The 21,638-nt window shown below is 61.0% G+C and carries 18 protein-coding genes and 1 pseudogene; 17 read left to right on the plus strand and 2 right to left on the minus strand.

Annotation, left to right across the window (positions count from 1 at the left end):
• Positions 1-9: 9 nt before the first annotated feature.
• Positions 10-681 carry an N-acetylmuramic acid 6-phosphate phosphatase MupP gene (mupP, locus tag A0O30_RS06805; RefSeq protein WP_016715016.1) on the minus strand — a complete coding sequence of 224 codons (672 nt, stop codon included), beginning with the start codon at positions 679-681 and terminating at the stop codon, positions 10-12.
• Between the two features lie 2 nt (positions 682-683).
• Positions 684-1,382, minus strand: a complete 699-nt coding sequence (gene ubiG, locus A0O30_RS06810; protein ID WP_016715017.1) for a bifunctional 2-polyprenyl-6-hydroxyphenol methylase/3-demethylubiquinol 3-O-methyltransferase UbiG — start codon at positions 1,380-1,382, stop codon at positions 684-686.
• Positions 1,383-1,492: 110 nt separating this feature from the next.
• Here ubiG and mtnA point away from each other — a divergent pair, with 110 nt between their 5' ends.
• The 17 genes and pseudogenes from mtnA (at position 1,493) to A0O30_RS06900 (ending at position 21,635) form a co-directional block, all read left to right on the plus strand.
• Entirely contained in the window at positions 1,493-2,569 is a 1,077-nt protein-coding gene (gene mtnA, locus A0O30_RS06815) for an S-methyl-5-thioribose-1-phosphate isomerase (RefSeq protein WP_105945978.1), read from the plus strand.
• Between the two features lie 361 nt (positions 2,570-2,930).
• Positions 2,931-5,696 carry a DNA gyrase subunit A gene (gene gyrA / locus A0O30_RS06820; protein ID WP_105945979.1) on the plus strand — a complete coding sequence of 922 codons (2,766 nt, stop codon included), beginning with the start codon at positions 2,931-2,933 and terminating at the stop codon, positions 5,694-5,696.
• 204 nt (positions 5,697-5,900) lie between these two features.
• Positions 5,901-6,986 (plus strand): 3-phosphoserine/phosphohydroxythreonine transaminase, encoded by a 1,086-nt coding sequence (gene serC, locus A0O30_RS06830; protein ID WP_026020335.1) that lies wholly within the window; start codon positions 5,901-5,903, stop codon positions 6,984-6,986.
• A complete protein-coding gene (gene pheA / locus A0O30_RS06835) occupies positions 6,986-8,080 on the plus strand; it encodes a prephenate dehydratase (RefSeq protein WP_016715021.1) in 1,095 nt (364 codons plus the stop codon). Before serC ends, pheA begins: the two co-directional genes overlap by 1 nt.
• Positions 8,081-8,288: 208 nt before the next feature.
• On the plus strand, positions 8,289-10,496 hold the full coding sequence (locus A0O30_RS06845) for a bifunctional prephenate dehydrogenase/3-phosphoshikimate 1-carboxyvinyltransferase (RefSeq protein ID WP_256589632.1): 2,208 nt from the start codon (positions 8,289-8,291) through the stop codon (positions 10,494-10,496).
• Positions 10,493-11,179: a (d)CMP kinase gene (gene cmk / locus A0O30_RS06850; RefSeq protein WP_016715023.1), complete on the plus strand. Its 687-nt coding sequence runs from the start codon at positions 10,493-10,495 to the stop codon at positions 11,177-11,179. The genes A0O30_RS06845 and cmk overlap by 4 nt, the downstream gene beginning before the upstream one ends.
• Before the next feature lie 124 nt (positions 11,180-11,303).
• Entirely contained in the window at positions 11,304-12,980 is a 1,677-nt protein-coding gene (gene rpsA, locus A0O30_RS06855; protein ID WP_003252673.1) for a 30S ribosomal protein S1, read from the plus strand.
• Between the two features lie 84 nt (positions 12,981-13,064).
• Positions 13,065-14,129 (plus strand): acyltransferase, encoded by a 1,065-nt coding sequence (locus A0O30_RS06860; protein WP_105945982.1) that lies wholly within the window; start codon positions 13,065-13,067, stop codon positions 14,127-14,129.
• Positions 14,130-14,303: 174 nt separating this feature from the next.
• On the plus strand, positions 14,304-14,606 hold the full coding sequence (ihfB, locus tag A0O30_RS06865; protein WP_016715025.1) for an integration host factor subunit beta: 303 nt from the start codon (positions 14,304-14,306) through the stop codon (positions 14,604-14,606).
• Between the two features lie 19 nt (positions 14,607-14,625).
• Positions 14,626-14,889 carry a lipopolysaccharide assembly protein LapA domain-containing protein gene (locus A0O30_RS06870; RefSeq protein WP_016715026.1) on the plus strand — a complete coding sequence of 88 codons (264 nt, stop codon included), beginning with the start codon at positions 14,626-14,628 and terminating at the stop codon, positions 14,887-14,889.
• 102 nt (positions 14,890-14,991) lie between these two features.
• Positions 14,992-16,422: an MBL fold metallo-hydrolase RNA specificity domain-containing protein gene (locus tag A0O30_RS06875; protein WP_105945983.1), complete on the plus strand. Its 1,431-nt coding sequence runs from the start codon at positions 14,992-14,994 to the stop codon at positions 16,420-16,422.
• 222 nt (positions 16,423-16,644) lie between these two features.
• Entirely contained in the window at positions 16,645-17,691 is a 1,047-nt protein-coding gene (locus A0O30_RS06880; protein ID WP_105945984.1) for a Wzz/FepE/Etk N-terminal domain-containing protein, read from the plus strand.
• Positions 17,692-17,820: 129 nt separating this feature from the next.
• A pseudogene (rfbC, locus tag A0O30_RS27945) lies at positions 17,821-18,360 on the plus strand (dTDP-4-dehydrorhamnose 3,5-epimerase); the annotation flags it as partial.
• A 57-nt stretch (positions 18,361-18,417) separates the two neighbouring features.
• Positions 18,418-18,792: an FdtA/QdtA family cupin domain-containing protein gene (locus tag A0O30_RS27950; RefSeq protein ID WP_225850706.1), complete on the plus strand. Its 375-nt coding sequence runs from the start codon at positions 18,418-18,420 to the stop codon at positions 18,790-18,792.
• Positions 18,785-19,255, plus strand: coding sequence for an acyltransferase (locus A0O30_RS06890; protein WP_105945985.1), 471 nt, complete (start codon positions 18,785-18,787; stop codon positions 19,253-19,255). The genes A0O30_RS27950 and A0O30_RS06890 overlap by 8 nt, the downstream gene beginning before the upstream one ends.
• On the plus strand, positions 19,248-20,354 hold the full coding sequence (locus A0O30_RS06895) for a DegT/DnrJ/EryC1/StrS aminotransferase family protein (RefSeq protein ID WP_105945986.1): 1,107 nt from the start codon (positions 19,248-19,250) through the stop codon (positions 20,352-20,354). The genes A0O30_RS06890 and A0O30_RS06895 overlap by 8 nt, the downstream gene beginning before the upstream one ends.
• Positions 20,355-20,363: 9 nt before the next feature.
• Positions 20,364-21,635, plus strand: a complete 1,272-nt coding sequence (locus A0O30_RS06900) for an O-antigen translocase (protein WP_104834156.1) — start codon at positions 20,364-20,366, stop codon at positions 21,633-21,635.
• Positions 21,636-21,638 lie beyond the last annotated feature (3 nt).

A 21,638-nucleotide genomic window follows, 5' to 3' on the forward strand; every position in this document is an offset into this window, starting at 1 on the left:
TGGCGGGGTTCAGCAGCCGCACAGCGCGCTGTCGATCACTTTGCGCAGTTCCAGCGGGTGGTCCACCACCACGTCGGCACCCCAGTTGTTAGGGTTGTCCTCTGGATGAATATAGCCGTAACGCACCGCCGCCGTGCGGGTGCCGGCATCGCGGCCAGACTCGATGTCGCGCAGGTCGTCGCCGACGAACAGCACGCTGGCCGGGTCCAGGTCCAGGGTTTTGCAGGCCAGGATCAGCGGCTCGGGGTCGGGCTTGCTGTTTTTCACATGGTCCGGGCAGATCAGCAATGCCGAACGCTCGGCCAGGCCCAGCTGCTGCATGATCGGCTCGGCGAAACGCACCGGCTTGTTGGTGACCACGCCCCACACCAGGTTGCCTTTCTCGATGTCGGCCAGCAACTCGGCCATGCCGTCGAACAGCTTGCTGTGCACCGCGCAGTCGCGCTGGTAGCGCTCCAGGAACTCCAGGCGCAGGGCCTCGAAGCCTTCGGCTTCCGGGTCCATGGCAAACGTGGCGGCTACCATGGCGCGGGCACCGCCCGAGATCACGCCACGGATCAGGTTGTCGTCAACGGCCGGCAGGCCGCGCTCGGCGAGCATGGCCTGGCAGATGGCGATGAAGTCTGGCGCCGTGTCCAGCAAGGTGCCGTCCATGTCGAAGAGTACTGCTCGCAAACGCATGCTCATTCCTCGCGCAGGGTCTGGATCATGTAGTTGACGTCGACGTCGCTGTTGAGCTTGTAGTGCTTGGTCAGCGGGTTGTAGGTCAGGCCGATGATGTCTTTGACTTCAAGGCCGGCAGCGCGGCTCCAGGCGCCCAGTTCGGATGGGCGGATGAACTTCTTGAAGTCATGGGTGCCGCGCGGCAGCATCTTCAGGATGTACTCGGCGCCGACGATGGCCAGCAGGTAAGCCTTGGGGTTGCGGTTGATGGTGGAGAAGAACACCTGGCCGCCGGGCTTGACCATGCGGTAGCACGCACGAATGACCGAGGACGGGTCGGGCACGTGCTCGAGCATTTCCAGGCAGGTGACCACGTCGAACTGTTCAGGCATCTCTTCGGCCAGGGCTTCGGCGGTGATCTGCCGGTATTCCACCTGCACGCCGGACTCCAGCTGGTGCAGTTGGGCCACGGCCAAGGGGGCTTCGCCCATGTCGATACCGGTCACCGTGGCGCCGCGCAGGGCCATGGCTTCGCTGAGGATACCGCCGCCGCAGCCGACGTCCAGCACCTTCTTGCCGGCCAGGCTGGCGCGTTCGTCGATCCAGTTGACGCGCAACGGGTTGATTTCGTGCAGCGGCTTGAACTCGCTTTCGCGGTCCCACCAGCGGTGGGCCAGCGCTTCGAACTTGGCGATTTCGGCGCGGTCGACGTTGCTCATTGAACAGTCCTCTGAAACTTCGCAAAATTGCGCCGGAGTATACCCGAGCGCTCGGCCCCGAGGGTCGCTATAATCGCCGGCTTTTGATATCCGAACGACGGGGAGAGGCGATGCGCGAGCGACTTTTGGCGGCGGAGCAGGTGACCGGGATCCGCTGGCAGGGCGGCGTCCTGCACCTGCTCGACCAGCGCCTGCTGCCCTCGGATGAACGCTGGCTGGCCTGCGACAATGTCGCGCAGGTGGCGGCGGCGATCCGTGACATGGCGGTGCGCGGCGCCTCGGCCATTGGTATTGCCGCCGCTTACGGCCTGGTGCTGGCCCTTGAGGAGCGGCTGGCCGAAGGTGGCGATTGGGAAATGGACCTTGAAGAGGACTTCCTCTGCCTCGCCGAGGCGCGTCCCACCGCAGCCAACCTGTTCTGGGCGCTGAACCGCATGCGCGAGCGCCTGCAGCGCCTGCGCCCGGATGAAGACGTGCTGGCAGCGCTGGAGGCCGAAGCCGTGGCCATCCATGAAAGCGACCGTGAAGCCAACCTGACCATGGCTCAGCAAGGCATCGAACTGATTCGTCGTCACCAGGGCAATGCCCAGACCCTGCTCACCTACGGCAATGCCGGTGCGCTGGCCAGCGGCGGCTTTGGTACCGCGTTGGGGGTGATCCGCGCCGGCTACCTCGAAGGCATGGTCGAGCGGGTGTATGCCGGCGAAACCCGCCCCTGGCTGCAAGGCTCGCGCCTGACCGCCTGGGAACTGGCCAACGAGGGCATCCCGGTCACCCTGTGCGCCGACTCGGCGCTCGCCCACCTGATGAAGACCAAAGGCATCACCTGGGTGGTGGTGGGCGCGGACTGCATCGCTGCCAATGGCGACGTGGCCAGCAAGATCGGCACCTACCAGATGGCGGTCAGCGCCATGCACCACGGTGTGCGCTTCATGGTGGTGGCGCCGAGCACCAGCATCGACCTGAACCTGGCCACTGGCGAGGATATTCCGCTGGAAGAGCGCGACGCCGACGAATTGCTGGACATAGCGGGTACCCGGGTGGCGCCGGATGTCGAGGTGTTCAACCCGGTGTTCGACGTGACTCCGGCCGACCTGATCGACGTGATCGTGACCGAGCGAGGCATTGTCGAACGCCCGGATGCCGCCAAACTGGCGCAGTTGATGTGCCGCAAGCGGTTGCATTGATAGCCTGAAAAACGCGTACCTTGTGGGAGCGGCCTTGTGTCGCGATTGGGCCGCAAAGCGGCCCCGGGATCTTGGCGAAGACGCAAAAATTGCCGGGGCTGCTGCGCAGCCCTTTCGCGACACAAGGCCGCTCCCACAATGACCGTGCACCGCCGTACAGATCTCCCCACCGCCCCCGCCTTTGTGATAACATCCGGCAGTTTCCAAGACCGCCCATCACGGCGGCCTTCATTGCGCAGATCCATGGCACAACTCATTGATTTGTCGTAAGTCGTCGCACCCTTATGCGCTGCGGCGGCGAGCTTCGTTCGGCCCTTGATGGAGCTGCGAAGTTTCACCAGAAAAAGGAATCAGGCTTCTCATGGGCGAACTGGCCAAAGAAATCCTCCCGGTCAATATCGAAGACGAACTGAGACAGTCTTACCTCGACTACGCGATGAGCGTGATTGTCGGGCGAGCGCTGCCCGATGCGCGTGACGGCTTGAAGCCCGTGCATCGTCGCGTTCTCTATGCGATGAGCGAACTGGGCAACGACTGGAACAAGCCGTACAAGAAATCCGCCCGTGTGGTCGGTGACGTGATCGGTAAGTACCACCCGCACGGCGACACTGCGGTCTACGACACCATCGTGCGTATGGCCCAGCCGTTCTCGCTGCGCTACCTGCTGGTCGACGGCCAGGGCAACTTCGGTTCGGTGGACGGCGACAACGCCGCAGCCATGCGATACACCGAAGTGCGCATGACCAAGCTGGCCCACGAGCTGCTGGCCGACCTGCACAAGGAAACCGTCGACTGGGTGCCCAACTACGACGGCACCGAGCAGATCCCGGCGGTCATGCCAACCCGTATTCCCAACCTGCTGGTCAACGGTTCCAGCGGTATCGCCGTGGGCATGGCGACCAACATCCCGCCGCACAACCTCGGTGAAGTCATCGACGGCTGCCTGGCGCTGATCGACAACCCGGAAGTCACCATCGATGAGCTGATGCAGCACATCCCGGGCCCGGACTTCCCGACTGCCGGCATCATCAACGGTCGCCAGGGCATCATCGAGGCCTATCGTACCGGCCGTGGCCGCATCTACATGCGTGCCCGCTCCGAAATCGAAGACATCGACAAGGCCGGCGGCCGCCAGCAGATCGTCGTGACCGAGTTGCCGTACCAGCTGAACAAGGCGCGCCTGATCGAAAAGATCGCCGAGCTGGTAAAAGAGAAGAAGATCGAAGGCATCACCGAGCTGCGCGACGAGTCCGACAAGGACGGCATGCGCATCGTCATCGAGCTGCGTCGCGGCGAGGTGCCGGAGGTGGTGCTCAACAACCTCTATCAGCAAACCCAGCTGCAGAGTGTGTTCGGTATCAACGTGGTGGCCCTGGTCGATGGCCGTCCGCGCCTGCTCAACCTCAAGGACCTGCTCGAAGCGTTCGTCCGTCACCGCCGTGAAGTGGTGACCCGCCGCACCGTGTTCGAGCTGCGCAAGGCCCGCGAACGTGGCCACATCCTTGAAGGCCAGGCGGTTGCGCTGTCCAACATCGACCCGGTCATCGCCCTGATCAAGGCCTCGCCGACGCCGTCCGAAGCCAAGGAAGCCCTGGTTTCCACGCCGTGGGAATCCAGTGCCGTGCAGGTCATGGTCGAGCGCGCCGGCGCCGATTCCTGCCGCCCTGAAGACCTGCCAGAGCAATACGGCCTGCATGACGGCAAGTACTTCCTGTCGCCGGAGCAGGCCCAGGCCATTCTCGACCTGCGCCTGCACCGCCTGACCGGCCTGGAGCACGAGAAGCTGCTGGCCGAGTACCAGGAAATCCTCGAGCAGATCGGCGAGCTGATCCGCATCCTCAGCAGCGCCGAGCGCCTGATGGAAGTGATCCGCGAAGAGCTGGAAGCCATCCGCGCCGAATACGGCGATGCCCGACGTACCGAAATTCTTGATGCGCGCCACGACCTCAACTACGGCGACATGATCCCGGAAGAAGAGCGTGTGGTCACCATCTCCCACGGCGGCTACGCCAAGACCCAGCCGCTGTCCGCCTACCAGGCCCAGCGCCGTGGCGGCAAAGGCAAGTCGGCCACCGGGGTGAAGGACGAGGACTACATCGAGCACCTGCTGGTCGCCAACAGCCACGCTACCTTGTTGCTGTTCTCCAGCAAGGGCAAGGTGTACTGGCTGAAAACCTACGACATCCCTGAAGCGTCCCGCGCTGCCCGTGGTCGCCCGCTGGTCAACCTGCTGCCGCTGGAGGAGGGTGAGCGCATCACCGCCATGCTGCAGATCGACCTCGAAGCCTTGCAGCAGAGCGCCGGCGCCGAAGAAGAGCTGGACGAGGCGGAAGACGCCGTGCTCGAAGGCGAAGTGGTCGAGGCCGAGGAAGTCGACGAAGAAGACGGCGATACCCCTGAGTGGGTGGCCGAGCCGACTGGCGCCTACATCTTCATGGCCACCGCTTCGGGTACCGTGAAGAAGACCCCGCTGGTGCAGTTCGCCCGTCCGCGCTCCAACGGCCTGATTGCCCTCAAGCTGAAAGAAGGTGACACCCTGATCGCTGCCGCCATTACTGACGGCGCCAAGGAAGTCATGATGTTCTCCGACGCCGGCAAGGTGATCCGCTTCGCTGAAAGCGTGGTGCGCGAAATGGGCCGTAACGCCCGTGGCGTACGTGGCATGAAGCTGGGCAAGGGGCAGCAGATCATTTCCATGCTGATCCCGGAATCGGGTGCGCAGATCCTGACTGCGTCCGAGCGTGGTTTCGGCAAACGCACCCCGCTGTCCAAGTTCCCGCGTCGCGGTCGCGGTGGCCAAGGTGTGATCGCCATGGGTACCAAGGGGCGCAACGGTCTGCTGATCGGCGCCATCCAGGTGCAGGAAGGCGAAGAGATCATGCTGATCTCCGACCAGGGTACGCTGGTGCGTACACGGGTGGGTGAAGTGTCCAGCCTGGGCCGTAACACCCAGGGCGTGACCTTGATCAAGCTGGCTACCGACGAGACGCTGGTGGGCCTGGAGCGTATCCAGGAGCCTTCCGAGGACGACCTCGACGATGTGATCGAGACGGACGAAGAGGGTGTCGAGGCCGAGGCGCCAGACAACGAAGAAGCTGCTGGCGCCGAAGAGGCCCCGCAGGAGTAAGCAAGCGTAAACCCGAGCGGGGCGACCAAGGTCGCCCCGTTTGACTGAATAGGCCGGGCATTGCCTGGCCCTGTGGGAGCGGGCTTGCCCGCGAATGAGGCGCCGCGGTGTATGGCACCGGCTTCGCCGGTGTTCGCGGGCAAGCCCGCTCCCACAGGGTTCCCGCAGAACTAGCTGTTTAGATCTATTAGAGCGAGAGTGGATGTGAGCAAACGAGCCTTTAACTTCTGCGCAGGCCCTGCCGCGCTTCCTGACGCTGTCCTGCAGCGCGCCCAGGCCGAAATGCTGGACTGGAACGGCAAGGGCTTGTCGGTGATGGAAATGAGCCATCGCAGCGACGACTACGTGGCCATCGCCGAAAAGGCCGAGCAGGACCTGCGTGACCTGCTGTCCGTCCCCTCCAACTACAAGGTGCTGTTCCTGCAGGGCGGTGCCAGCCAGCAGTTCGCTGAAATCCCGCTGAATCTGTTGCCGGAAAACGGCACTGCCGACTACATCGAAACCGGCATCTGGTCGAAAAAAGCCATCGAAGAAGCGCGCCGCTTTGGCAATGTCAACGTCGCCGCCAGCGCCAAGCCTTACGACTACCTGGCGATCCCGGGCCAGAACGAGTGGAACCTGACCAAAAACGCCGCCTACGTGCACTATGCATCCAACGAGACCATCGGTGGCCTGCAGTTTGACTGGGTGCCAGAAACCGGTGACGTCCCGCTGGTGGTCGACATGTCGTCTGACATCCTCTCGCGCCCCATCGACGTGTCGCAGTACGGCCTGATCTACGCCGGTGCGCAGAAAAACATCGGCCCAAGCGGCCTGGTAGTGGTCATCGTGCGCGAAGACCTGCTGGGCCACGCCCGCAGCAGCTGCCCGACCATGCTCGACTACAAGGTCTCGGCCGACAACGGTTCGATGTACAACACCCCGGCCACCTACTCCTGGTACCTCTCGGGCCTGGTCTTCGAGTGGCTGAAAGAGCAGGGTGGCGTCGACGCCATGGAACAGCGCAACCGCGCCAAGAAAGAGCGGCTGTACGGCTTCATCGACAACAGCGACTTCTACACCAACCCGATCAGCCACAACGCCCGTTCGTGGATGAACGTGCCGTTCCGCCTGGCTGACGAGCGCCTGGACAAGGCCTTCCTCGCCGGTGCCGATGCCCGTGGCCTGCTCAACCTCAAGGGCCACCGTTCGGTGGGCGGCATGCGCGCTTCCATCTACAACGCCCTGGGCCTGGAAGCAGTGGAAGCGCTGGTGGGCTACATGGCTGAATTCGAGAAGGAGCACGGCTGATGTCCGAACAGGAGCTCAAAGCGCTGCGCGTACGCATCGACAGCCTCGACGAGAAAATCCTCGAGCTGATCAGCGACCGCGCCCGTTGCGCCGAAGAAGTGGCCCGGGTCAAGACCGCCTCGCTGAAAGAAGGCGAGAAGCCGGTGTTCTACCGCCCTGAGCGTGAGGCGGCGGTGCTCAAGCGCGTGATGGAGCGCAACAAAGGCCCGCTGGGCAACGAAGAGATGGCGCGGCTGTTCCGCGAAATCATGTCCTCGTGCCTGGCCCTGGAAGAGCCGCTGAAAATCGCTTACCTCGGCCCTGAGGGTACTTTCACCCAGGCGGCGGCCATGAAGCACTTTGGTCACGCGGTGATCAGTCGCCCGATGGCGGCCATCGACGAAGTGTTCCGTGAAGTGGCGGCCGGTGCTGTCAACTTTGGTGTGGTGCCGGTGGAAAACTCCACCGAAGGCGCTGTCAGCCATACCCTGGACAGCTTCCTTGAGCACGACATGGTGATTTGCGGCGAAGTCGAGCTGCGTATTCACCACCACCTGCTGGTGGGTGAAAATACCAAGACCGACAGCATCACCCGTATCTACTCCCACGCTCAGTCGCTGGCGCAGTGCCGCAAGTGGCTGGACGCGCACTACCCGAACGTGGAGCGCGTGGCTGTATCGAGCAATGCCGAGGCCGCCAAGCGCGTCAAGGGTGAGTGGAATTCGGCTGCGATCGCCGGTGATATGGCGGCCAACCTGTATGGTCTGACTCGCCTGGCCGAGAAGATCGAAGACCGCCCGGACAACTCCACGCGCTTCCTGATGATCGGCAACCAGGAAGTGCCGCCGACCGGCGACGACAAGACTTCGATCATCGTTTCGATGAGCAACAAGCCCGGTGCCTTGCACGAGCTGCTGGTGCCGTTCCACCAGAACGGCATCGACCTGACCCGCATCGAGACCCGCCCGTCGCGCAGCGGCAAGTGGACCTACGTGTTCTTCATCGACTTCGTTGGCCACCACCGCGACCCGCTGATCAAGGCGGTGCTGGAGCAGATCAGCCAGGAGGCTGTGGCGCTGAAGGTGCTGGGCTCTTATCCGAAGGCGGTGCTTTGATTCAAGGTTGCCGGGGCCGCTGCACGGCCCATCGCCGGCAAGCCAGCTCCCACAAGTACAGCGCAAGTCTCCAGGTTTGCGCGGTCCCTGTAGGAGCTGGCTTGCCTGCGATGGGCTGCAAAGCAGCCCCAGCGGTCTCACGGACTGTCCAGATTTCAGAACAGGGTTCGCACCAGTGGTAAATGCAGCAAAAACCAAACCCGCACCCATCATCAACCGCCTGGTCGTGGTCGGTCTCGGCCTGATCGGCGGCTCTTTCGCCAAGGGCCTGCGTGAAAGCGGCCTGTGCCGCGAAGTGGTCGGTGTCGACCTGGACGCCCCCTCGCGCAAGCAGGCCGTGGCCCTGGGCGTGGTCGACCGCTGCGAAGAAGACCTCGCTGCCGCCTGCGTGGGGGCCGATGTCATCCAGCTGGCCGTACCGATCCTGGCCATGGAAAAAGTCCTGGCCCGCCTGGCCCAGCTCGACCTGGGTGACGCGATCATCACCGACGTCGGTAGCGCCAAGGGCAACGTCGTCCGTGAAGCGCGTGCCGTCTTCGGTGAGCGTCTGCCGCGCTTCGTCCCCGGCCACCCCATCGCCGGTTCCGAGCAGAGCGGGGTAGAGGCCTCCAACGCTGCCCTGTTCCGCCGCCACAAGGTCATCCTCACGCCGCTGGCCGAAACCGACCCGGCCGCGTTGGCCCTGGTGGATCGCCTGTGGCGTGCGCTGGATGCCGATGTGGAGCACATGTCGGTCGAGCGCCATGATGAAGTGCTGGCAGCCACCAGTCACTTGCCGCACTTGCTGGCCTTTGGCCTGGTCGACTCGTTGGCCAAACGCAATGAAAACCTCGAGATCTTCCGGTACGCTGCGGGAGGTTTCCGCGATTTCACAAGAATCGCTGGCAGCGACCCGACCATGTGGCACGACATCTTCCTCGCCAACCGCGACGCTGTCCTGCGCACGCTAGATACATATCGCAGCGATCTTGACGCCTTGCGCGACGCGATCGCTGAAGGGGACGGGCACCAGCTGCTGGGTGTATTCACCCGCGCACGGGTTGCCCGCGAGCATTTCAGTAAAATCCTGGCCCGCCGGGCCTATGTGGACGCTATGAACGCCAACGATCTGATTTTCCTGGCCCAACCGGGTGGCCGCCTGAACGGGCGTATTCGCGTACCGGGCGACAAGTCGATTTCCCATCGCTCGATCATGCTCGGCTCGCTGGCCGAAGGCACCACCGAAGTCGAAGGCTTCCTCGAAGGTGAAGACGCGCTGGCGACCCTGCAGGCATTCCGTGACATGGGTGTGGTCATCGAGGGCCCCAACCACGGTCGCGTGACCATTCACGGCGTTGGCCTGCACGGCCTCAAGCCACCACCCGGGCCACTGTATGTAGGTAACTCCGGCACTTCGATGCGCCTGCTGTCGGGCCTGCTGGCCGGCCAGCCGTTCGACGTCACCATGACAGGCGATGCTTCGCTGTCCAAGCGCCCGATGAACCGTGTGGCCAACCCGCTGCGCGAAATGGGCGCCGTGGTCGAGACAGGTCCGGAAGGCCGCCCACCGCTGACCATTCGCGGCGGCAGCAAGCTCAAGGCATTGACCTACACGCTGCCGATGGCCAGCGCCCAGGTCAAATCGTGCCTGTTGCTGGCCGGCCTGTACGCCGAAGGCAAGACCACCGTCACCGAACCTGCGCCAACCCGTGACCACACCGAGCGCATGCTGCGCGGCTTTGGCTATGCGGTCGAGTCGAACGGCCCGGTTGCCTCGCTGCAGTCCGGTGGCAAACTCACCGCTACCCGCATCGAAGTGCCGGCCGACATTTCCTCGGCAGCGTTCTTCCTGGTGGCAGCTTCGATCGCTGAGGGCTCCGAGCTGGTGCTGGAGCACGTAGGCATCAACCCGACCCGTACCGGCGTGATCGACATCCTGCGCCTGATGGGCGGCGACATTACCCTGGAAAACCAGCGTGAAGTCGGCGGCGAGCCGGTGGCTGATCTGCGTGTGCGTGGCGCCAGACTCAAGGGCATTGATATCCCGGAAGAACTGGTGCCGCTGGCCATCGACGAGTTCCCGGTGCTGTTCGTGGCCGCCGCCTGCGCCGAAGGGCGTACCGTGCTGCGTGGCGCCGAAGAGCTGCGGGTGAAGGAATCTGACCGTATCCAGGTGATGGCTGACGGCCTGATCACCCTGGGCATCAAGTGTGAACCGACCCCGGACGGCATCATCATCGACGGTGGCCAGTTGGGCGGTGGCGAAGTGCATGGCCACGGTGACCACCGCATTGCCATGGCTTTCAGCGTGGCCTCGCTGCGCGCCAGCGCGCCCATCCGCATCCATGACTGCGCCAACGTCGCCACCTCGTTCCCCAACTTCCTGGCGCTGTGTGCCGAAGTGGGTATCCGCGTGGCGGAAGAGGGCAAGTCGTGAATTCGCTGGCACCGGTTATCACCATCGACGGGCCTAGTGGCTCGGGCAAGGGCACGGTCGCCGGCCTGCTGGCTCGCGAGCTGGGCTGGAAGCTGCTGGATTCGGGTGCGCTGTACCGCTTGCTGGCGTTCAATGCCAGTAATCACGGCGTCGACCTCACCAACGAAGAGCTGCTGACCAAGCTTGCCGCCCATCTGGATGTGCAGTTCATCGCCGCCGAGCCCGGTAAGCTGCAACAGATCATCCTTGAGGGTGAAGACGTCAGTAACGTCATCCGTACCGAAACGGTAGGTGCGGGTGCGTCGATGGTGGCTTCGCTGCCGGCGGTGCGTGATGCACTGCTGGTGCGTCAGCGTGAGTTCCGCGAGGCGCCGGGCCTGATCGCCGACGGTCGCGACATGGGCACCGTGGTGTTCCCCGACGCGCCGTTGAAGGTCTTCCTTACCGCCAGCGCGGAGGAGCGTGCACGTCGTCGCTACCTGCAGTTGAAGGGCAAGGGTGAAGATGTTAGTCTGTCGAGTCTGCTGGATGAGATTCGTGCGCGTGATGAGCGCGACACCCAACGTGCAGTGGCCCCGCTGAAACCAGCGGTCGATGCCATTCAGTTGGACTCTACCGAGTTGTCCATCGAGCAGGTGTTGCAACGTATCAGGAGCGAGATCGCCCAGCGCGACCTCCTCTGATAGCCAGGAGAGCAGGCAGGGGCACCAGTCAACGTCCTGCTGGCTTTCCTTTACTTAAAACAGACCCACATTGTCTGGAATGTGGCGAGGGGCGTTTGTTTCGCCCGAATTTACAGGAATTAAAATGAGCGAAAGCTTTGCAGAACTCTTTGAAGAAAGCCTGAAAACCCTCAATCTTCAGCCGGGTGCGATCATCACCGGTATCGTTGTCGACATCGACGGCGACTGGGTTACCGTACACGCTGGCCTGAAGTCCGAGGGCGTCATCCCGCTCGAGCAGTTCTACAACGAAGCTGGCGAGCTGACCATCAAGGTCGGTGACGAAGTGCACGTTGCGCTGGACGCGGTCGAAGACGGCTTTGGCGAAACCAAACTGTCCCGTGAAAAAGCCAAGCGCGCCGAGTGCTGGATTGTTCTGGAAGCAGCTTTCGCCGCCGAAGAAGTGGTCAAGGGCGTTATCAACGGTAAGGTTAAGGGCGGCTTCACTGTCGACGTTAACGGCATCCGTGCGTTCCTGCCGGGCTCCCTGGTTGATGTCCGCCCAGTGCGCGACACCACCCACCTGGAAGGCAAAGAGCTGGAATTCAAGGTCATCAAGCTGGACCAGAAGCGCAACAACGTTGTCGTTTCCCGTCGCAGCGTGCTGGAAGCCGAGAACTCCGCCGAGCGCGAAGCCCTGCTGGAAACCCTGCAGGAAGGCCAGCAAGTCAAAGGTATCGTCAAGAACCTCACCGACTACGGCGCATTCGTGGACCTGGGCGGTATCGACGGCCTGCTGCACATCACCGACATGGCCTGGAAGCGCATCAAGCACCCATCGGAAATCGTTAACGTTGGCGACGAAGTCGACGTACGCGTTCTGAAGTTCGACCGCGAGCGCAACCGCGTTTCGCTGGGTCTGAAGCAAATGGGCGAAGATCCGTGGGTAGCTATCACTGCCCGTTACCCAGAAGGTACTCGCGTACAGGCTCGCGTTACCAACCTGACCGACTACGGCTGCTTCGCTGAGCTGGAAGAAGGCGTTGAAGGTCTGGTACACGTTTCCGAAATGGACTGGACCAACAAGAACATCCACCCGTCGAAAGTCGTTCAGGTTGGCGACGAAGTGGAAGTCATGGTTCTGGACATCGACGAAGAGCGTCGTCGTATCTCCCTGGGCATCAAGCAGTGCAAGTCCAACCCATGGGAAGACTTCTCCGGCCAGTTCAACAAGGGTGACAAGATCACCGGTACCATCAAGTCGATCACCGACTTCGGTATCTTCATCGGTCTGGACGGCGGCATCGACGGCCTGGTTCACCTGTCCGACATCTCCTGGAACGAAACCGGCGAAGAAGCCGTACGTCGTTTCAAGAAGGGCGACGAGCTGGAAACCGTCATCCTGTCGGTCGACCCAGAGCGCGAGCGCATCTCCCTGGGCATCAAGCAGCTGGAAGACGATCCGTTCTCCAACTTCGTTGCTGTCAATGACAAGGGCGCTATCGTCAAGGGCATCGTGAAAGAAGTTGACGCCAAAGGCGCCATCGTCACCCTGGCCGACGACATCGAAGCCACTCTGAAAGCTTCCGAAATCAGCCGTGACCGCGTTGAAGACGCGCGTAACGTTCTGAAGGAAGGCGAAGAGATCGAAGCCAAGATCATCAGCGTTGACCGCAAGTCCCGCGTTATCAGCCTGTCGATCAAATCGAAAGACGACGCTGAAGAGCGCGAAGCCATCCAGAGCCTGAAAAACGCTCCGGAAGCGGCTGCCGACACCACCATGGCTGCGCTGCTGCGCGAAGCAATGGCCAAGCAGAACTGAGTTCTGTTTGATCGGTAAAAAAGGGCGACCCTCGGGTCGCCCTTTTTTTGTGTCTGAAACGGGTTGGTCGAGGGTGGGTTGGGTATGTTGATGTTTGGCGACGTAATAAAAGGTCGCGGGCGTGACAATAATTTCCTGATCATCAGGTTGCTGGCGGCAACCGCGGTGGTGGTTGGGCACTCCTTCGCGCTCTCGTATCTGGAGTGCCTGAGTTGTGCTGACCCGGGGATGCAGCTGGGATTGCCGGTGCCCGTTCACAGCTTGGGTGTGGAAGTGTTTTTCATGGTCAGCGGGTTCTTGATCGCTGCCAGTGGTGAAAGAAATAGTGCCAAGGAGTTTTACCTGGCACGTGCACTCAGGATCGTGCCTGGCCTGCTGGTGTGCCTGTTTCTGATGGCGTTCGTGCTGGGGCCTATCGTTACCTCGCTGACGCTTGTGGAGTATTTCTCGCAAGGTCAGGTCTTTAAATACTTCTATAGCCCGTTGCTGATTTTCAAGGATGCCCAGTTCGTGCTGCCCGGGGTGACCTTTACTCCGCGTTTCCAAGGGGTTTCGGTCAATGGCAGTTTGTGGACCATCCCGCTCGAGATGCGCATGTACCTGGTGCTGGGCGCGTTAGTGCTTGTGGCCAGGCTTTGCCGGTGGCCAATAGGCGGGCTGGCGCTTGCGGCACTGCTGGTTGCGCTGGGGTTGCATACGCTGCACCCGGCTTTTGCGGAGTACCCGTTCAAGCTGGTGGTGTGTTTCCTGGCAGGGTCGGTCTTTTATTCGTTCCGAGCGGTTGTTCCGCATGCAGGTTGGCTGTTGTTTGCCTGCGTCGCTTTGTTCTTGCTGAGCAGAGGTGGGCGTTTTGAGGTATTCACGTTCGCACTCCTGACCATTTACGCCACGTTTTATTTCGCCTACTGCCCGCAATTGAGGCTGCCTTCGGTCGTGCAGGACTATTCCTACGGTATCTACCTGTATGCATTTCCGATCCAGCAGCTTCTGGCGGGGGCGATGCCGTGGGCTGGGCCTTATTGGTTGATGCTGGCTGCCGTACCCGTTTCCTGGGTTGCCGGGTATGCGTCGTGGGTGTTGGTGGAGAAGCCTGCGCTCGCAATGCGAAAGCGTTTTTCACCTGCAGGCGCTCGACAGCAGTTGGCATGAAGGGGCTTGCTCCTGGCTGGGCGGTGTTGGTTGGCCCCTTTGGCTAGACCATTCTTGTAAAACTTCAATCTTGAATTTTTTTATTAAGTCAAGAACCGCCCTGTTCAAAACCTTCCCGGCGTGCTACAAACTGGTTAAGCAATGATCTAGCTGCTTGATAACGAAGGGAAAAATATGACGAAGTCGGAGCTGATCGAACGTATTGTCACCCATCAAGGGCTGCTCTCGTCCAAGGACGTGGAGCTGGCCATCAAGACCATGCTTGAGCAGATGTCACAATGCCTTGCTACCGGCGATCGCATCGAGATCCGCGGTTTTGGCAGCTTCTCGCTGCACTATCGTGCCCCGCGCGTGGGCCGTAACCCGAAGACCGGCCAGTCGGTCAGCCTCGAAGGCAAGTTCGTGCCGCACTTCAAGCCCGGCAAAGAGTTGCGCGATCGGGTCAATGAAGACGAGCATGATGAGGTTCATACCTGATCCCTCAAGGAGCAATCTGATGCGTAACCTCAAGCGCGCCCTGGCGGCGGTATTCGTGCTGCTGTTGGCGGCCGTGGTGCTGTTCTTCGTGCTGGAAAACCAGCAAACCGTGTCGCTGGTCCTGTTCGGCTGGGCTGCCCCGGCAATGCCGGTTGCCGTGCTGGTGCTGGCCGCGCTGGTGATTGGCCTGGCAGTCGGGCCATTGCTGGGTGCCTACGGCGTGCAGCGCAGCAAGCGCAAGATCAGGGCGTCTGCCCGGCAGGCGGCACTGAGCGGTAACTAGGGAAATTTCCTACGCTCGCTTAGGAAAGCGTCACCTATGCATGCACTGGTCGTCGTGGAGTAATAGCGCACTTCATTTTCGGCCCAGGTGAGTGTGCGCAGCATGGACTATCCCAGCCTTTCCCATCACGGTGGTACCCGCAGCGTTACCGGGTCTTGTCACCAACTGCATCTTGCCCCATTCACCAGTTTGCTGGTCGACTGCGGCCTGGAGCAGGGCGCCGAGGCAGCGCAAGGCGCAGACGCTGCGCCGCTCGGCTTTGACGTGCAGGGCATCGAGGCCCTGATTATCACGCATGTGCATCTGGATCACGTTGGTCGTATCCCTGCGCTGCTGGCCGCCGGTTACCGCGGCCCCATCCTCTGCAGTGAGCCTTCCGCACAGCTGCTACCGCTGGTGCTGGAAGACGCCTACAAGCTGAGCGTCAGCAGTGACCCTGCCCAGGTGGCGCGGTACCTCGAATTCGTCTGCGACCTTATCGTGCCCCTGCCGTTCGAGCAGTGGCACACGCTGGTCGAGCGCCCAGGCCTTGGCTGTCGCATTCGCTTGCAGCGCGCGGGCCATCTGCTGGGCTCGGCGTATGTCGAGTGCGACATGCAGCATGGGCAATCCAGTAGCCGCTATGTGTTTTCTGGTGACCTGGGGGCGTGTGGCAATCCCTTGTTGCGCCCGCTACAGCCGCCAGAGCGCGCCGACGTGCTGGTGCTGGAAAGTACCTATGGTGACCGCTTGCATCCGCATGTCGGCGACCGCAGGCAGCGGCTGGAAGAGGCCATCGATCGTGCCTTGGCTGACAAGGGCACCCTCCTCATTCCGGCGTTCAGCCTGGGTCGCACCCAGGAGCTGCTGTACGAGCTGGAAGGCATACTTCATCGCAAGGCATTGCTGGGTAGCGCCGGCCCGGGCCCCGATGGCGACCCGATTGACTGGTCGCAACTGCCCATTATCCTCGACTCGCCTTTGGCTCAGCGCATCACCAGCGTGTATCGGAACTTGCACGACTACTGGAATGCCGAAGCCAGGGCGCGCCTGGCCGAGGGACGCGACCCGCTGGGGTTCAGCCAGCTGATCAATGTAGACACCCATGCGCGCCACCAGCAGGTGGTCAACTACCTCAAGAGCACCGGGCGCCCGGCGATCGTGATCGCCGGCAATGGCATGTGCTCGGGTGGGCGCATCGTCAATTATCTCAAGGCCATGCTGGGGGACCCACGGCACGAGGTGATGTTTGTGGGCTATCAGGCCAAGGGCACACCGGGGGCGGTGATTCAGGCTAGCGAGGGGGCGGAAGGGTTCGTGCAGATTGATCTGGACGGAAGAATGTACGACGTGCGGGCGAAAGTCATGACGCTATCGGGGTATTCCGCACATGCTGATCAGGCAGGTTTGGTGCAGTTTGCGCTGGGTGGTCAGGTGCAGCCTGGCAGGGTGCTGTTGGTGCATGGTGAGAGGGGCGCAAAGGCTGCTTTGCACAAGGCCTTGATGCAGCATGCAGAGCGGGCGGGTGAAAGTCTGGAGGTCTTCGTCCCCTGAACCCTTGGTCTGACAACGGTGAGCTGGCCGACGCAAGGTGGGAACTAATCCCGGCAGCGTTTATCTACTGCGACTAACCCTGGCGCTGGATGTGTAAGATGTTGGCATAATGCCGCTACCCTCATGAGGGCGTGCGCCTTGCCGAGTTCGATGCAGTCGCTCGTGATGTTTTGGTATGCCAGAAACCGTGTACGCAGTCAGACCCAAGGAAAAACACAAGAAATGCGCAATGACCTTGAGCGCCGCAGTTGCAATAGTGAAGAAGTTGACCTGTTGGAGTTTCTGGAAGGGGTGTGGCGGCAAAAGCTACTCATCTTTCTGGTCACGGTAGTCGTCACGGCAGTTGCACTGGCTTATGCGCTGTTGGCCAAGCCCGTTTATGAGGCCAAAATATTTTTGGCGGCACCGGCGACAAGTGATATAGCCGATCTCAACTATGGCCGCACCAAGCAGACTGGGTTGGAGCCATTCACGTCGCGTAAGGTTTTTGACATCTTCGTTGAACATCTGAACGGTGAAACACTGCGACGTCAGTTTTTCAAAGAAGTTTACATGCCCTCCGCAGTGGCGGGGCAAGGGGCGCAAGGGGCATTGTATGCTGCGTTCAATGGCTCTTTTGATGTCGTGCAACTGGCGGGTGAGCCTCCGCGCGCCTATGTCGCCTTCCGTGGGCGTGACCCTGCCGTGGCGTCCCAGTGGGCAACCGCTTATGTCGAGAAGGCCGGCGCCGCCGCCAAGGCCGAAGTCCTGCACGATGCCACCAGGGAGGCTCAGGTACGTGCCAATGCACTGCAACTGGAACTCGACAACCTGCGTGAAAGCGGCCAGCAGCAACGTGAGGACAAGATCACCCGTTTACAGGAGGCGTTGCAGATTGCAACGGCCATTGGCCTGCAAAACCCGCCGCTGATAAGTGGTGAAGTTTCCAAGGCGCTGTCTGGCAAAATGGACGGCGAGCTGACTTACATGCGCGGTAGCAAGGCGCTGGCCGCCGAAATTGCCAGTTTGCAGCAGCGTAAAAGTGAAGATGCGTTCATTCCCGAGCTCAGGGAAGTGCAAACCAAACAGCAGTTTTATCAAGGGATGGTAGGGGCGCAGCGCCATGTCAGTGTTTATCAGCTTGACGGCACCATAGAGCAGCCTGATGTACCGATTAAACCCAAGCGGAACTTGATCATTGCCTTGGGTGTAATTGTTGGGTTGGCCCTCGGTTGCCTGATTGCAACCCTGAAATATGCCATGCAGAATTTGCAAAGGCGCCGGGCCTGACCCAAAAATGAATAGCAACGCGCAGGTCGCATTTAGCGAGAGACTTTTGCCGTGTAAACGGTGAAACTGCAGGAATAAAGGGGGCGGCGCGACGGGCCCTCACAAAAAAATCATGCCAAAGGTTTACCGATGAAGCTTGTTCAAACGAACATTCCTGATGTTGTCATAGTGGAACCCGCCGTGTACGAGGATGATCGCGGGTGGTTCACGGAAACCTTCAATGAAACCCGCTTTCATGGCGCTCTGCTGGAGCTTGGCTTGAGCAAGCCCCGTGCGTTCGTCCAGGACAACCACTCGATGTCCCATCGTGGCGTGTTGCGCGGGCTGCATTTTCAGCGCGCACCGCATGCGCAGGGCAAGCTGGTCAGGGTTGTGCGCGGTGCGGCCTATGACGTCGCTGTCGATATCCGCCCAGGCTCGGCAACATTCGGGCAGTGGGTAGGGGTCGAGTTGACCGAGCGCAACAACCGTATGCTGTGGATTCCCGAAGGTTTCGCGCACGGTTTTATTGCTCTGGAGGACGAAACGCACTTTCTGTACAAAACCACGGATGTGTACAACAAGGACGCCGAAGGCAGTATTCACTGGGATGACCCTGACCTGGCCATTGACTGGCCAATGCGCGACGGCCTCATCGTCAGTGAAAAAGACAACCAGGCCCCGTCGTTCCGGCACCACCTGAACTCCGCCGAAGAAGGGGCGCTGGCCCAGATCGAACTGTTCAAGGTGCTGGGTGATCACCGTGGCCAGTTGGTGGCCCTGCAAGCCCTGGACAATGTGCCATTCGCCATACAGCGCGTGTACTACCTTACCGAGACGCTGCCAGGGGTTTCCCGTGGCTTCCACGCGCACAAGGCACTCAACCAGCTGGCCATCTGCGTGTCCGGGCGTTGCCGGATGCTCATGGATGACGGTACCACCCGCACAGATCACTGGCTGGACGCTTTCAACAAGGGCATTTTGATTCCGCCCATGGTCTGGCACGAAATGCATGATTTCAGCCCCGACTGCGTGCTGTTGGTGTTGGCCGACGCACATTACGACGAGGGTGACTACATTCGTGACTACACCACGTTCACGGAGCTGAAGCGCAATGCCTAGCATTCATCAACTGGCCGATGTGAAAAGCGATGCTATCGGCGAAGGCACCCGGGTCTGGCAATTCGTGGTGATCATGAACGGTGCGAAAATCGGGCGTAATTGCAACATCTGCGCCCATACCCTGATTGAAGGTGATGTGGTGCTTGGGGATAACGTGACGGTCAAGTCCGGCGTTTATCTGTGGGACGGTACCCGCATTGCCGATGACGTGTTCATCGGCCCCAATGCCACGTTTACCAACGACGCGATGCCGCGCTCCAAGGTTTATCCGGAGCAATTCAATGGCATTACCCTGGAGCGTGGGGCCAGTATTGGCGCCAATGCCACGTTGTTGCCAGGTATCGTCGTTGGCGAGTACGCCATGGTGGGGGCAGGGGCAGTGGTGACCAAAGACGTCCCGCCTTATGCCGTTGTCGTAGGGAATCCAGCAAAAATTATCAGGGTGATAGACCGCAATGGTTAAGTTTCTCGATCTGCAAGGTGTGAACGCACAATACCGTCAGGCATTGATCGATGCCTGCACCGAGGTCATCGACTCGGGTTGGTACATCATGGGTGAGAAACTCAAGCAGTTCGAAGCCCAGTTCGCCAGCTACTGTGGGGTAAAGCACTGCATTGGTGTAGCCAACGGCCTGGACGCGCTGATTCTGACCTTGCGTGCCTGGAAGCAGTTGGGGCGTATCGCCGAAGGCGACGAGGTGCTGGTACCCGCCAATACTTACATTGCCACCATTCTGGCTATCACCGAGAACAAGCTGGTGCCCGTGCTGGTTGAGCCTGATGAAGGCAGCTTCAACCTGGGGGCGCACAACCTTGCACAAGCACTGACTCCACGCACCCGCGTGATCATGCCGGTGCATCTGTATGGCCGGCTTGCCGACATGCCGGCGATCAACGCGTTCGCGAAGCAACATGGCCTGCTGGTGCTGGAAGATTCTGCTCAATCGCACGGTGCCGAGCTGGACGGGCGGCGGGCGGGTGCCTGGGGGGATGCCTCGGGCTTCAGCTTCTACCCGGGCAAGAACCTCGGGGCACTCGGGGACGCCGGCGCAGTCACCACCAACGACGATGCGTTGGCAGAGACCCTGAAGTCGCTGCGCAACTACGGTTCGCATGTGAAATACATGAACATTTACCAGGGCGTGAACAGCCGTCTGGACGAACTACAGGCTGCGCTGTTGAGCGTGAAGCTTGCGTACCTGGACAGCGAGACCCGCCTGCGCCAGCAGGTTGCACAGCAGTACCTGGCCGGCATCGACAACCCGGCCATCCAGTTGCCTGACCCGGGCGTCGCCGGCCAGCACGCCTGGCACCTGTTCGTGGTGCGCAGCGAGTGCCGTGAGCAGTTGCAGCAGCATCTGGCACAACAGGGGGTACAAACCCTGGTGCATTACCCGATCCCGCCGCACCGGCAACAGGCCTACCCGCAGTTGGCCGACCTTTCGCTACCGCTGACCGAACGTTTGCATGAGCAGGTACTGAGCCTGCCGATGGACCCGACCCTGACTGTGGACTCTATCCAGCATGTCATTGACGCTTGCAACAGCTTTTCGCGTCCTTGAGTGCCAGGTATGACCCTGATCAGAACTAGCCTGCTCAATGCCATAGCGGTTGCGGTGAAGATGGCCACCCTGCTTGGCCTGAACAAAGTGCTGGCCCTGTATGTGGGGCCAGCCGGTTATGCGGCCATTGGCCAACTGCAGAATGCGGTGACCATGTTCACCACTTTGGCCAGCGGTGCCGTCAGCACTGGCGTAACCAAGTACACGGCGGAGTTTGCCGAACAGCCCGAAGAGCAACGCAAGGTCTGGAGAACAGCCGGTACACTGTCGGTACTGGTCTCGCTGCTGCTCGCGGTGCTGATCATCGTGCTGCGCAAGCCCCTGGCCGGTTGGTTCTTCAACGATGAATCGCTGGCGACAGTGCTGCTGTGGTTTGCCGCCACGCTGGTGTTTTTTGCCTTCAACTCGTTGTTGCTTGGCGTGCTCAACGGCAAGAAGGATGTGCCGCGTTATGTGCTGGCCAACATCTTCGGTAGCCTGATTTCGCTGGTAGTCACCTGTGTACTGACCATTCAGCTTGGGTTGTACGGTGCGCTGGTGGCCTTGGCGGTGTACCAGTCGCTGAGTTTCGTGGCTACCTTGCTGATCTGCATGCGTACGCCCTGGTTCCAGCTTGCCGATTTCTTTGGACGGCTGGATCGCCAGGCGTTGGCGCGGTTGTCGAGGTTTGCGTTGATGGCCGTGGTCACGGCCTGCTCCCTGCCGGTGTGCCATGTGTTCCTGCGCGACTACCTGGGTAACACCTTCGGCTGGGCGCAAGCGGGCTATTGGGAAGCCATGTGGCGACTGAGCTCGGCATACCTGATGCTGATTACCACCACCCTGGCGGTTTATTACCTGCCACGGTTGTCCGAAATCAAGGATGCCGGCGAGCTGCGCAAGGAGATTTTGCAGGGCTACAAACTGATCCTGCCCATGACCATTCTGGCCGGGCTGGTTATCTACCTGCTGCGCGACTTCATCATCCAGGTGCTGTTTTCCGATTCGTTTCTGCCAATGCGCGAACTGTTCGCCTGGCAGATGGTGGGCGACAGCCTGAAGATTGCCAGTTGGCTGATGGCCTACCTGATGCTGGGCAAGGCATTGACGCGGCTGTACCTGGTGACGGAAATCCTCGCCACGCTCTCGCTTTACGCCTTGACGGTGTACCTCACGCAACTCTGGGGTTATGACAAGGTCACACTTGCCTACGCCGTCAACTACCTGTTGTACGCGATCGTCATGTATTTCGCGGTCTTTCGCCGGTTGCCGTCGATTGTCGCTGATTCGGCACGGAGCTGAGCA

This window comes from Pseudomonas sp. LLC-1, assembly GCF_002992185.1.
Lineage (GTDB): Bacteria > Pseudomonadota > Gammaproteobacteria > Pseudomonadales > Pseudomonadaceae > Aquipseudomonas > Aquipseudomonas monteilii.

Excerpts from the sequence above, each read along its gene's own strand:
- mupP (WP_016715016.1), bottom strand. The coding sequence starts at position 681 with ATGCGTTTGCGAGCAGTACTCTTCGACATGGACGGCACCTTGCTGGAC.
- ubiG (WP_016715017.1), bottom strand. The coding sequence starts at position 1,382 with ATGAGCAACGTCGACCGCGCCGAAATCGCCAAGTTCGAAGCGCTGGCC.
- mtnA (WP_105945978.1), top strand. The coding sequence starts at position 1,493 with ATGCGCGAGCGACTTTTGGCGGCGGAGCAGGTGACCGGGATCCGCTGG.
- gyrA (WP_105945979.1), top strand. The coding sequence starts at position 2,931 with ATGGGCGAACTGGCCAAAGAAATCCTCCCGGTCAATATCGAAGACGAA.
- pheA (WP_016715021.1), top strand. The coding sequence starts at position 6,986 with ATGTCCGAACAGGAGCTCAAAGCGCTGCGCGTACGCATCGACAGCCTC.
- rpsA (WP_003252673.1), top strand. The coding sequence starts at position 11,304 with ATGAGCGAAAGCTTTGCAGAACTCTTTGAAGAAAGCCTGAAAACCCTC.
- A0O30_RS06860 (WP_105945982.1), top strand. The coding sequence starts at position 13,065 with ATGTTGATGTTTGGCGACGTAATAAAAGGTCGCGGGCGTGACAATAAT.
- ihfB (WP_016715025.1), top strand. The coding sequence starts at position 14,304 with ATGACGAAGTCGGAGCTGATCGAACGTATTGTCACCCATCAAGGGCTG.
- A0O30_RS06870 (WP_016715026.1), top strand. The coding sequence starts at position 14,626 with ATGCGTAACCTCAAGCGCGCCCTGGCGGCGGTATTCGTGCTGCTGTTG.
- A0O30_RS06875 (WP_105945983.1), top strand. The coding sequence starts at position 14,992 with ATGGACTATCCCAGCCTTTCCCATCACGGTGGTACCCGCAGCGTTACC.
- A0O30_RS06880 (WP_105945984.1), top strand. The coding sequence starts at position 16,645 with ATGCGCAATGACCTTGAGCGCCGCAGTTGCAATAGTGAAGAAGTTGAC.
- A0O30_RS06890 (WP_105945985.1), top strand. The coding sequence starts at position 18,785 with ATGCCTAGCATTCATCAACTGGCCGATGTGAAAAGCGATGCTATCGGC.
- A0O30_RS06895 (WP_105945986.1), top strand. The coding sequence starts at position 19,248 with ATGGTTAAGTTTCTCGATCTGCAAGGTGTGAACGCACAATACCGTCAG.
- A0O30_RS06900 (WP_104834156.1), top strand. The coding sequence starts at position 20,364 with ATGACCCTGATCAGAACTAGCCTGCTCAATGCCATAGCGGTTGCGGTG.